An 11,526-nucleotide genomic window follows, 5' to 3' on the forward strand; every position below is an offset into this window, starting at 1 on the left:
AGTGATAAATTAATTCTGATTATTTATATAAGACTTTAAAATGAATATTTATGGCATATAAATATGCCATAGATGTATTAAGTAATAATTAATCTTCTGATACTGGGGTTAAAATGCCTTTTACATTTAAGTCATCAGTGGTTTTCAGATATTCAGCGATGCGAGGGTCAGCGAAGATCTTTTGCAGTTTTACAATTTGCGGATCATCCTTTTTTGCCTCAGCAATGACTAAACGGCTGGCGAAAGTACGCGGTGCTGCTGGAAATAGAATGCCTTTGCTGCGCGGGATTTTACCTGCATCAAACTGAGCGACATAGCCAATTGCCGCATCAACAGAGTCTAGAGTGCGCGCCATAGACATCAATTCAATTTCAGTAAATTTAAAGCTGTGGGGATTCTCCTGAATGTCTTTAATTTTTGCTGTACGTGGTTCAATCGCAGGATTCAGTTTAATCAGGCCTTCACGCTGTAACAACCATAGCGCTTGACCTTGGTTGGCTAAATCGCTAGGAATGGCAAATACTGCATTTTTTGGCAGCTCATTAATGTTCTTATAACGGTCTGAATAAATTCCGAACGCCCATTGGAAGACTTCAGCTGTCGGCAGGAGTTTAAAGCCATTGGCGTCTGCGACTTGTTTCAGCCACCATTGATGCTGATAGATGGTGCCGGCAAATTCACCATCATTGACTGCGCGGTTGGCCTGAACTGGGTCCTGTACACCAACGGCTTCCAGCGTCACTCCATAATCAGGCGCAATATGTTTGCTGGCATATTCAATCAGGCTTTTTTCACCGATCATGGTCGGTTCATAATGAACTTTTAGCACATTGCTTTCTGCGGATGCCTGATGAGAGGAATTTTGCTTAAACAGGGCAAGGCCTGCAATGACGGCGATCACGACAATCGCGCCGATGATCAAAGGCAATTTAGTTTTTTTCTTCAGTTCAAATGGGTGCTGCGGGGAAGTCATAACAATGTCCGTATGTTGAATTAAGCATGTTTTAAGGAGGTGCTGATGCGGTTACCGATAAACTGCACCGCTTGAATGGTCGCGATCAGCGTGATAATCGTGGCGATCATGATGTGATGGTCAAAGCGCTGATAGCCGTAAAGCACCGCCAAATAGCCAATGCCGCCTGCGCCGATTGTGCCGGCAATTGCAGAGTATTCAATCATGGCAATCAGATTTAGTGTGGCGGCTGAAATCAGGCTAGGCAGCGATTCTTTCAGCTGTACCTGATGAATGATCTGCAGGGAAGTGCCGCTAGATACACGTCCGACAGAAGTGATCTCAGGTGGCAGTTCATTAAGTGCATTTTCGACCAAGCGGGCAAAAAATGGAATGCCAGCGATGGTCATGGGAACCACAGCCGCAGCAATACCAATAGTTGTTCCAGTCAGCCATTTGGTTAGCGGAATAATGGCAGCCATCAGCACCAGAAAGGGTAATGACCGGCCAATATTGACAATTGCACTAAGTGCGCCGTACAGCTTTCGGTTTTCGAATAGTCCGCGGTCAGAGCTGTTGAATAAAGCAATGCCGGTAATGCCGCCGATAATAATGACCAATGTCATCACGATGCCGACCATGGTCCATGTTTCTAAATAAGCCGGCAGCAGCATTTCAGGTATTTCTGTCCAAGGTGTATTTTGATCCAGTACGATATCTTTCGACATGATGTTTATTCCTTAAGCGGCTGCATACTGGGAACAGGGTGGTGCAGATTGAATGACTTTGAATTGCACATTCCATTTGGCCAGTTGGCTTTCTATCTGTGTTTTATGTTTGTTGTACAGCGCATCCGGCAGGCTGAAAATAATTTTGCCGACAGTGGCATTGCTGATCACTTCAACTGTAGATGTGTGCACATCCAGACCATATCCTGCGTAGATACTCAGCTGGCTGAGCCAGTTCAGTGGTGTATCCAATGCTGAGGAGTAGGTCGCTGAAAATATGGTATGGTCAGTCGGCAATACTGCTGGAATATGCAAGGGCAAAATTTTAGCGCCGATGGCCGATTCAGGATTTAAAATCAGGTCCAAGACACTGCCTTGTTCCGCGATTTCACCATGCGAGAGCACTGCGACATCGTCTGCAATTTGACGTACGACGTCCATTTCATGGGTAATTAAAATTACGGACAGCCCGAGTTCATCGCGCAGTTCAGTTAGTAGTTTTAAAATGGATTGTGTTGAATCAGGATCTAGGCCTGAAGTGGCTTCATCTGCAATTACGATACTAGGTTGCAGTGCTAAGGCGCGGGCAATCCCGACACGCTGCTGCTGACCACCAGAAAGCTGCGCAGGATAATGGTTGGCGCGGTCAGATAGCTTCACATTTTCCAGCAGGTAAGCGACCCGGTCTTTGATTTGATGATCCACCACGCCAAGAAATTCTAGGGGCAGGGCAATATTTTCAGCTGCTGTACGGCGCTTGAGGAGTGCTGAAGACTGAAAAATAAGGCCAATCTTCTGGCGCTGCTGGCGGAGTGCTTCAGCTGATAGCTTATTTAACACTGTGCCGTCTAAGATCAGCTCACCTGAACTCGGATGTTCTAATAGGCTTAAGCATTTGGACAGTGTGGATTTGCCTGAACCACTGGGGCCAACAATCGCAGTAATTTTGCCTTTTGCAATGCTGAGATTGATATCTTTCAGCACCTGTGCCGCGCCGCCATTTTTCAGCGGATAGCTTTTATTAAGATTTCGAATTTCATACACTGTGCAAAAACTTCAACTGAAACAAGAGCTGAAATTTAATCTGAATTTAATATGTTTATTAAATATAAATTTCTGCAGATTATATGCATTTAAAGGCATATATAAATAAATGAAAAGCTAATAATATTTAATAGAAATTATTTTAAATAAAAAGATTTCTTTCTCTAATTAATGTATAAAAAAAATCAGAAAATGATGCTAGCTTATTTTTATGACAAACAAGAGAGCATTTTATAATGACTTCTAAAATCGAAATAAAATTGACAGATGCACAGAATGTCCCTCGGGATTTTTATCAACATGATTCTTCGGCTCATGTAATACGATCTGATAAAGAAGCCATTGAAACAGCGCAGCGCTTAGCTGCTGATTTTGCTAAGGAAGCGTCGAAACGCGATCATGAACGTCGCCTGCCATTGCAGGAAGTACAGCAGTATTCTGCTTCCGGCTTATGGGGCATTACCATACCGAAAGCTTTTGGTGGTGCAGGTGTCAGCTATAAGACATTAGCCGAAGTCGTTAAAATTATTTCTAGCGCCGATTCATCTTTAGGTCAGATTGCGCAAAACCATTGGGCATTTCTAGAGCACATCCGTTTGGATGCCAGTCCAGAACAGCAGGAATTTTTCTTTGATCAGGTGTTAAAGGGCAAGCGGTTCGGCAATGCATTTTCAGAAAAAGGCTCTAAAACAGTAGCGGATTTAACCACAACGATTGATTTTAAATCCGATCATGCAGTGATTAATGGGCAGAAGTTTTTTGCCACCGGTGCACTACTGGCACATTGGGTGCCGGTGGTTGCCGTCAGTGATGGCAAGCCTTATGCCGCGCTGGTGCCCCAGCATACGCCTGGACTTACAATCATTAATGACTGGAGCGGATTTGGCCAGCGCACCACAGTTAGCGGTTCAGTGCTTTTAGAAAATGTTCAGGTAGATCTGAAGTACATAGTGCCGATTCATCAAGCCTTTGAACGTCCGACAGCTGCAGGCGCAATTTCCCAGTTTATTCAGTCTGCTGTAGATGCTGGCATTGCCCGAGGCGCGATTCAGGAAACCATTGACTATGTGCGTCAGCATGCGCGTCCATGGATTGATTCAGGCTTAGATAATGCTTATCAAGACCCGTACACCATCGCCAATATCGGAGAGCTGAAAATCAAGCTTCGCGCTGCTGAAGCTGTACTGGATTTAGCTGGCGAAGCGATTGACCGCGCGCTGGAAAATGCCACAGAAGAAACAGTGTCGGAAGCCACACTGCTGACCGCAGAATCCAAGGTGCTGACCACGGAAATTGCGCTGCTGGCGGCCAATAAGCTGTTCGAACTGTCAGGCACACGTTCGACGCTGTCTGAACTGAATTTAGACCGTCATTGGCGCAACGCGCGCACGCATACACTTCATGATCCCGTGCGCTGGAAACTTAATTTAGTCGGTAATTACTATTTAAATGATATTCCGCTGCCGCGCCATGCGTGGAGCTGAGAGGGAAAAACTATGACCATTCAAAATAAACAGAACTTATCTCTTGGCACGAACTATGAGCAGGTGGCTGGTAAATTCCGCCCGATCTTCCAGCGTATTGCAGAAGGAGCTTTGGCGCGTGAGAAAAACCGCGAGCTGCCGCGGGAACCGATTCAATGGCTGAAAGAAGCTGGCTTTGGTGCAGTGCGTGTGCCGACAGCGTTTGGAGGTGACAGCGTATCTCAAAAACAGCTGTTCCAGCTGCTGATTGAATTGGCCAAAGCGGATTCAAATGTCGTTCAGGCGCTGCGCGGTCATTTCGCTTTTGTCGAAGACCGTTTGAATGCGCATAAAACAGAAGATCAGAGCCTGTGGTTTCAGCGTTTTGTTGAAGGTGATTTGGTCGGTAATGCTTGGACGGAAATCGGCAAAGTTGAGATAGGTGATGTCGTGACCCGCGTGACTGAAAATGCGCAGGGGCAGCTGACGGTGAATGGACGCAAATACTATTCGACCGGCACCATTTTCGCGGATTGGATTGACTTATTTGCGTTAGATGAAACCACCAATCAGCATGTGATTGCAGCGGTTTCGACCCATGCATCTGGCATTAAAATCAGTGATGACTGGGATGGTTTTGGTCAAAAAACCACAGGTAGTGGAACGCTGGTGATTGAAAATGTGCCGGTCAGCCGTGAATATATTTTGCCTTTTGATCAGCGTTTTAAATACCAAACTGCTTTCTACCAGGTGGTGCATTTGGCAACGCTGGCAGGGATTGCGCAAAGCGCTGTTGCAGCCTTCAGTGATGAAGTTCGCAAGCGTACCCGTATTTACAGCCACGGCAATGCAGAGCTGGTGCGTGATGATGCGCAGATTCTGCAAGTGATCGGCAAAGCATCTGCTCAAGCGTATGCCAGTGAATCCATTGCGCTGCACGCAGCTGAAGCTTTGGACGGCGCATACTTGAGCCATTTCCAAAATGATCAGCTGCTGGATCAAAAGGCCAATGACCTTGCTGAACTTGAGTCTTCTCAAGGGCAGGTCGTAATTTCTGAACTGGTATTAAACTTGACCACAGAATTGTTCAATGCGCTTGGCGCATCTGCCAGTACAACCGAAAAGCAGCTCGACCGTTTCTGGCGCAATGCGCGCGTGGTGTCTTCACACAATCCGCTGATTTATAAACAAAAAGTCATTGGTGATTGGGAGATTAATAAAGCGCCGCTGCCTTATGTATGGCAAATCGGCAATAGTCCCGCAGCCAAACAGCAGGAAATTGCAGCTTAAAGTCTTTTTAAATGAAAAACTGAGAATTAAAACCGCATGATTGCGGTTTTAATTCTATTTATATCTTTAAAAAATATAATAGGGCTTATTTTATTTCGTGTTTTGTAAATATTTATAAATTCTAAATGATTAAATAAATTGCTGATATTTTAATACGAATAAATTAATTTTAATGATGCAGAGTTTTAAGCCATTATGAATATTAAACTTCAAGACCTTCAAATTGAAAATAATCAGGATATTCCTGAATCAGTATTTGTACAGCAGCAGCTGGTGCATATTATCCAAAATGATGCCGAAGCCATAGAAACAGCAAAAAAGCTTGCTGAACGTTTTAAGCAGCAGGCATCACACCGTGATGCCAACCGCTTGCTGCCGCTGCAGGAAATTGTTGAGTTTTCACAAAGCGGGTTATGGGGCATCAACATTCCTAAACAGTATGGCGGCGCGCAAGTGAAGCACCGCACGCTGTCACAGGTGATCCGCATCTTAGCCAGCGCCGATCCTGCACTGACACAGATATCAGAAAATCATCTTTCGTTTTTGGAACAAGTGCGCTTAGATGCCACTGAAGCACAGAAGCAGCTGATTTTCGGCAATATCCTGAAAGGTCAGCGTTTGGGCAATGCGCTGTCTGAACGCGGTGGTAGAACTGTAATTGACTTGAAAACCCGAATTACACCGAACGAGCAAGGCTATGCGGTAAACGGCAAGAAATTTTATGCCACAGGTGCAATCTTGGCGCATTGGGTTTATGCGGTAGGACTGGATGATGACGGCAATGAACTCACTGCATTGATTCCGCATCATGCTGCGGGACTGAACATTATCAATGACTGGTCGGGCTTCGGCCAGCGCTCTACGGCCAGCGGTACGGTGATTTTGGACAATATTCAAGTGGATGCTGAATATGTTATCCAAACGGGTGCAGGCGGTGAAAGCATTAATCTCGTCGGGACGATTTCACAGCTGATTCATTCATCAATTGATGTCGGCATTGCCCATGCAGCCATTGAGGATACAATTGAATTTGTAAAGAATTATACCCGTCCTTGGATTGATGCTGATCAGGAACATGCTGTGGATGATCAATTCACTCAAGCTGCAGTAGCTGATCTGAAAATCAAATTGCATGCGGCAGAAGCGCTGCTGGACCGTGCCGGTGATTATGTCGATGCTGCCTTGGAAAATTTGAACGAAGACAATGCCAATGCGGCTACTCTAGCGGTGGCTGAGGCCAAAGTGCTAAGTGCAGAAATTGCAATTTTAGCGTCGAATAAATTGTTTGAATTGGCCGGAACACGCGCAGCGCTGTCAGAGCTGAATTTAGACCGTCATTGGCGCAATGCGCGCATTCATACGCTGCATGATCCTGTGCGCTGGAAGTATAAGCTGATTGGAGAATATTATTTAAAAGGCAAATATTTGCCGCGCCACCCGTGGAGCTGATGAAAGGATTTGTTTATACGCAAAATTAATAATCAATGCAGCCTTTATTAATTCTGTTTTTTGCATATCAAAATAATATTTAAATTATTTTTTAAACAAGCATTTTTGTATATTTTTGCAGAATTGAAATATAGAACTGCTGCCATGATTAATATTGCAAATGCTGATAAGTATTTTAATGCAAAGAATAATAAAATCTTTGCATTAAAAAATATTTCCCTGCAGATTGACGCATCGAAAATAGTTGGAATCATCGGCTATTCCGGTGCGGGTAAATCAACATTATTAAGGCTGATGAATGGGCTAGAGAAAGCCGATGCTGGTCAAGTGGAGGTGTTGGGCCAGTCCATTCAGGATGCGTCTGAGCGTGAACTGAAAGCACTGCGAAAACAGATTTCCATGATCTTTCAGCATTTCAATTTACTGAAGACCAAAACAGTATTTGACAACATTGCATTTCCGTTACGTTTAGACAGCAGCTTAAACAAAAAACAGCTAGAGCTGCGTGTAGAGGAATTGGCGCATCAAGTTGGCTTAACCGAGCATTTGCATAAATATCCGAAACAGCTTTCAGGTGGTCAAAAACAGCGTGTCGGCATTGCCCGAGCTTTGGCAAATTCACCGAAAATTCTGCTGTGTGATGAAGCGACCAGCGCACTTGATCCGATTACTACACATGAAATTTTAAACTTGCTGCTGCAAATCAACCGAGATTTAGGCATTACCATCGTGCTGATTACACATGAAATTGACGTGATCCGCCGTATTTGCGATGACGTTGTGGTGCTGGAAAAAGGTCACATTGCAGAACAGGGGCCAGTGGATCAAGTGCTGCTGCATCCTGCGCATGAGATTTCCCGCTCTTTGATCTTAGAAAATACCGATATTGATGAAGTACATCTGTTGCCAAACTCACAGATCATCCGTGTTACTGCAATTGGTGAGCTGGCGCAGCGTCCAGTGTTTGAAACGTTGGCGATTAAGCATCAGGTGAATTATCAAATTCTGCATTCCAAAGTCGAACGCACCAAAACTTCGCTGTATAGCCAATCCATTCTGTCACTTCACGGGCTGGGTATCACTTGTTACCTTGAGCAGATGGAACAGCAGGGTGCACATATTGAAATCATTCACGGCGCTGCGCCACGCATAACGGAGGCAGCCTAAATGCTCGAATTAATTGCAAATTTGGATTATCAAGAACTGTTGGATGCGACTAAAGCGACATTGCTGATGCTCGGGCTTTCACTACTGTTTATTGTGCTACTGGGCCTGCCTTTAGGTGTGGCGATTTATTCGTTTGCCAACAGCCGGATTAAGAAGCATCCCGTACTTTATTCCATCCTGTCGTTCTTCATTAATATCATCCGCTCAATTCCGTTCATTATTTTAATGATTTTGCTGATGCCTCTGACTGCGATTATTACAGGTACAACTATTGATGTTGCCGGTGTTATTCCACCGATTATTGTTGCAGGTATTGCATTCTTTGCGCGCTTGACTGAAACAGCACTGCATGAAGTCGATACAGGCGTGATTGAAGCGGCGCAATCCATGGGGGCGAGCTACTGGCAGATGGTGAAGGGTGTTCTGCTGCCAGAGGCACGTGCGCCGATCATTGCTGCGGTTACGGTGACCAGTATCGCGCTAGTGGACTATACGGCGGTATCTGGTGTAATTGGCGGCGGCGGTTTAGGGGACTTAGCCATTCGATACGGCTATCAGCGTTACCAAACCGAAATTATGCTGGTGACAGTCATTCTGCTGATCGTGATTGTGCAAATCATGCAGTTCATCGGCAACAAAGCAGTGTTGTATTTTTCCAAAAACTACACTTAAGCCATCCAAAAATTCAAATACAACACATTGAATACTTAACTTAAAGGAACAACGATGAATACGTTAAAAAAATTAGCAGCAGTTATTAGTATTGCTGCGGTATCTGCAGGGGCTTGGGCAAATCAAAGGGTCACGATTGGTGCCAGCGCAACACCACATGCTGTAATTTTAGAGCACATTAAACCTGAGCTGGCAAAGCAGGGTGTTGATCTGAAAATCAGAGTCTATTCAGATTATGTACAGCCGAATACCCAGCTGGTATCGAAAAAACTGGATGCCAATTATTTCCAGTACCGCCCGTTTTTAAATGATTTTAATGCCAAAACAAAATCGAATTTAGTGCCTGTAGTGCCAGTACATATTGAACCGTTTTTGCTATATTCATCAAAAATTACCAATTTAAAACAGCTGAAAGATGGCGCAACTATCGCGATTCCGAGTGATCCAGTCAATGGCGGGCGTGGCCTGCTGCTTTTAGCTAAACTGAATTTGATCACTTTAAAGCCAGGCTTTAAACAGCTGGCAGTACCAACAGATAAACTACCGTCAGTCCGTGATATTGCATCTAATCCAAAGAAACTGAAAATTAAAGAGTTGGATTCAGCAATGCTGCCGCGAACTTTGTCTCAGGTAGATTTAGCTGCATTGAACTGCAACTACGTACTGGAAGCGAAGCTGGATATTAAAAAATCGCTATATATTGAAAGCGGTCAGGACGGTAAAAACATCTGGGCTGAATATTTAGTTGTACGCCCAGGCGACCAAAAGAAACCTGAAATCCAAAAAGTCGCAAAAGCGTTGAACAGCGATTCAACCCGCCAATTTATCAAGCAGCACTTTAAAGGTGAAATTTATACTGCATTCTGATGAGCTGAAAAATAAAAAAGGCATTGTGATCAATGCCTTTTTTATTGGCTATATATTATGAACAGAGTGTTTGGCTATTTGATTATTCAATCTAAACGGAAGTGTATTACTTCTTTCGCTGTTTGTGCGGGCAATTTAAAGGAATTCTTTAGATCATGGAGAGAGGCTGAGTCAAGGTGTGGATGCTTTAAATTGATATCCAATCTCGATCAATAAATGTATCGTAAAATTGTGTGAATAATTGGGATCTATGCAAAATGCATTTGGCCGCAGCTTATGCAAGAATGTGTATTCACGATTAATTTCATAACGGCATAACGGGAAAAGAAATACGTATAAGATCCAATGATGTTTCCCAATAAAAATACAGATTAAAAAAAACGCTTGGAAAATCAATCCAAGCGCATGCTGAGAAAAGTAAAACAGAATTATTTTGTACTGACTACACTTGGCCGATACGCCATTGGTAAGGAGGCAAAGTTCCATTCACACTGAAATCACCCACAATGCGGTCTTTATAGATGCGCGGGTTGTGAGAAGCCAATGTGCGGATGTTTCGCCAGTAGCGGTCTAGTGCCAAGTCTTTATCTGTTGCAGAAGCGCCAAGTGCATCAAAGATAATCGTTGATGCATTTAAGGCCAAATCAGAAATAATCGTTTGAGATTGCGCGATTTCCAATTCTGCAATTGCATTTTGATCTGCTTCTTCAGCGAGATTATTAAGGAAAGCAGATTCATAGGCGCGCTGCAAAGCTTGCGCATTTTTCTCAATGATTGCGCCAGAGGTGTAGGCTGCGCCTCGGATTTTTCCTACGACTTGCAAGATTTGCGGGTCATGGCGCACATGCGTTGAATTAGCATGACTGTAGTTACGAGTGCGTTTTTCTACTGCTTTGGACACATCATAAGCAGCGGAACGAGTTAAACCGGTGATAATTGATAGCTGAATCAGTTGGTAAAAACCTGCTGAATATTTAAACCTATCATCATCGGGAAGTACATCCGCAGGATCTACTTCAACATTATTGAAAATAGTTGTGCCGCTAGCAGTTAAGACTTGGCCAAAGCCATTCCAGTCATCAATCACGTCGACGCCTTCTGCATGGCGTGGGATGATGATTGAAGCTGAATTACCTTCTAAATCCGTAATGCCGACGTCAATCCATTCCGCATATAGGCTGCCTGTGGTGTAATATTTTCTGCCGTTCAGCACCACGCGTCCTTCTGCAGTTTTGGAAAGATGCGTGCTGAATTTTCCGATAGATTCCTTGCCGCCTTCAGACCAAGCGCTGCCGACAGTTTGACCTTGACCGATACGTTCTAGCCATAGGCGTTTGTAGTCAGAATCTGCAAGCAGCAGGATATCTTCAGTAAAGCCGAAATGCACACGGAGTGCTTGCGGCAAGTTGGCATCAGCTTGTGCTAGTTCAATGAGTAGGGCGAACAATTCTGGAATCGTCGCATCAAAACCGTTATGACTTTTAGGCAGGCGTAGGCGTGTAAATCCAACATCTTTCAGCCATTGCAACTGTTCAAATGGCAGCGTATGCGTTTTTTCACGCGCATTCGTGCTTGTACGGATTTTGTTGAAAATTGGACGGAAATTTTCCGCCAGCTCATCATAGCGTGAGGAAGGTCCTTGTCCCCATACTTGATAAATAGAAGACTCTTGTGAAAGCTGATGTTTTAATTGCGTAGGCGGATTTAAATTAGTAAGCGCTGTCATAATAAAATAAGTAAAACAATAAAGATAAAATACTAATCGAGCAGTTTATTTTATAAAGTAATAAAACAAGATATTGAAATGAGAAAATAATATTAAATGAATTAATTTAACCCGAATCGCGGATAAGAAATTGACTTGAAAAATAGGATACTGGGAGCAGTCCAGTCA

10 protein-coding genes are annotated in these 11,526 nt (G+C 43.9%); 6 read left to right on the plus strand and 4 right to left on the minus strand.

The annotated features are described in order from the left end of the window. Positions 1-88: 88 nt before the first annotated feature. Genes WAE57_RS10390 through WAE57_RS10400 form a run of 3 tightly spaced genes read right to left on the minus strand, consistent with a single transcriptional unit; the run spans position 89 to position 2,724 of the window. Positions 89-973: a MetQ/NlpA family ABC transporter substrate-binding protein gene (locus tag WAE57_RS10390; RefSeq protein WP_337710575.1), complete on the minus strand. Its 885-nt coding sequence runs from the start codon at positions 971-973 to the stop codon at positions 89-91. Positions 974-993: 20 nt separating this feature from the next. After that, positions 994-1,680, minus strand: coding sequence for a methionine ABC transporter permease (locus WAE57_RS10395; RefSeq protein ID WP_337710576.1), 687 nt, complete (start codon positions 1,678-1,680; stop codon positions 994-996). A 12-nt stretch (positions 1,681-1,692) separates the two neighbouring features. Beyond that, positions 1,693-2,724 (minus strand): methionine ABC transporter ATP-binding protein, encoded by a 1,032-nt coding sequence (locus tag WAE57_RS10400; protein WP_337710577.1) that lies wholly within the window; start codon positions 2,722-2,724, stop codon positions 1,693-1,695. 236 nt (positions 2,725-2,960) lie between these two features. On the opposite strand from WAE57_RS10400, the gene WAE57_RS10405 reads away from it, so the two are divergent. The 6 genes from WAE57_RS10405 (at position 2,961) to WAE57_RS10430 (ending at position 9,632) form a co-directional block, all read left to right on the plus strand. Then, positions 2,961-4,208: an SfnB family sulfur acquisition oxidoreductase gene (locus WAE57_RS10405; protein ID WP_337710578.1), complete on the plus strand. Its 1,248-nt coding sequence runs from the start codon at positions 2,961-2,963 to the stop codon at positions 4,206-4,208. Between the two features lie 12 nt (positions 4,209-4,220). Continuing rightward, complete coding sequence (locus WAE57_RS10410) at positions 4,221-5,477, plus strand: acyl-CoA dehydrogenase family protein (RefSeq protein WP_131277196.1); 1,257 nt, start codon at positions 4,221-4,223, stop codon at positions 5,475-5,477. Between the two features lie 195 nt (positions 5,478-5,672). After that, on the plus strand, positions 5,673-6,926 hold the full coding sequence (locus WAE57_RS10415) for an SfnB family sulfur acquisition oxidoreductase (protein ID WP_337710579.1): 1,254 nt from the start codon (positions 5,673-5,675) through the stop codon (positions 6,924-6,926). A 144-nt stretch (positions 6,927-7,070) separates the two neighbouring features. Next, positions 7,071-8,093, plus strand: coding sequence for an ATP-binding cassette domain-containing protein (locus tag WAE57_RS10420; protein ID WP_337710580.1), 1,023 nt, complete (start codon positions 7,071-7,073; stop codon positions 8,091-8,093). Then, the gene (locus WAE57_RS10425; RefSeq protein WP_337710581.1) at positions 8,094-8,765 is read left to right on the plus strand and encodes a methionine ABC transporter permease; all 672 of its coding nucleotides are present in this window, start codon (positions 8,094-8,096) and stop codon (positions 8,763-8,765) included. Positions 8,766-8,819: 54 nt separating this feature from the next. Further along, entirely contained in the window at positions 8,820-9,632 is an 813-nt protein-coding gene (locus WAE57_RS10430; protein ID WP_337710582.1) for a MetQ/NlpA family ABC transporter substrate-binding protein, read from the plus strand. 442 nt (positions 9,633-10,074) lie between these two features. On the opposite strand, the gene WAE57_RS10435 is transcribed toward WAE57_RS10430, so the two are convergent. Then, positions 10,075-11,358, minus strand: a complete 1,284-nt coding sequence (locus tag WAE57_RS10435) for an acyl-CoA dehydrogenase family protein (protein ID WP_337710583.1) — start codon at positions 11,356-11,358, stop codon at positions 10,075-10,077. Between the last annotated feature and the right edge of the window lie 168 nt (positions 11,359-11,526).

Source organism: Acinetobacter sp. NS-4, assembly GCF_037402435.1.
In the GTDB taxonomy this organism is placed as follows: domain Bacteria; phylum Pseudomonadota; class Gammaproteobacteria; order Pseudomonadales; family Moraxellaceae; genus Acinetobacter.

Coding starts and splice junctions, on each gene's coding strand:
- WAE57_RS10405 (WP_337710578.1), top strand. CDS start 2,961: ATGACTTCTAAAATCGAAATAAAATTGACAGATGCACAGAATGTCCCT.
- WAE57_RS10430 (WP_337710582.1), top strand. CDS start 8,820: ATGAATACGTTAAAAAAATTAGCAGCAGTTATTAGTATTGCTGCGGTA.
- WAE57_RS10410 (WP_131277196.1), top strand. CDS start 4,221: ATGACCATTCAAAATAAACAGAACTTATCTCTTGGCACGAACTATGAG.
- WAE57_RS10395 (WP_337710576.1), bottom strand. CDS start 1,680: ATGTCGAAAGATATCGTACTGGATCAAAATACACCTTGGACAGAAATA.
- WAE57_RS10390 (WP_337710575.1), bottom strand. CDS start 973: ATGACTTCCCCGCAGCACCCATTTGAACTGAAGAAAAAAACTAAATTG.
- WAE57_RS10425 (WP_337710581.1), top strand. CDS start 8,094: ATGCTCGAATTAATTGCAAATTTGGATTATCAAGAACTGTTGGATGCG.
- WAE57_RS10435 (WP_337710583.1), bottom strand. CDS start 11,358: ATGACAGCGCTTACTAATTTAAATCCGCCTACGCAATTAAAACATCAG.
- WAE57_RS10415 (WP_337710579.1), top strand. CDS start 5,673: ATGAATATTAAACTTCAAGACCTTCAAATTGAAAATAATCAGGATATT.
- WAE57_RS10420 (WP_337710580.1), top strand. CDS start 7,071: ATGATTAATATTGCAAATGCTGATAAGTATTTTAATGCAAAGAATAAT.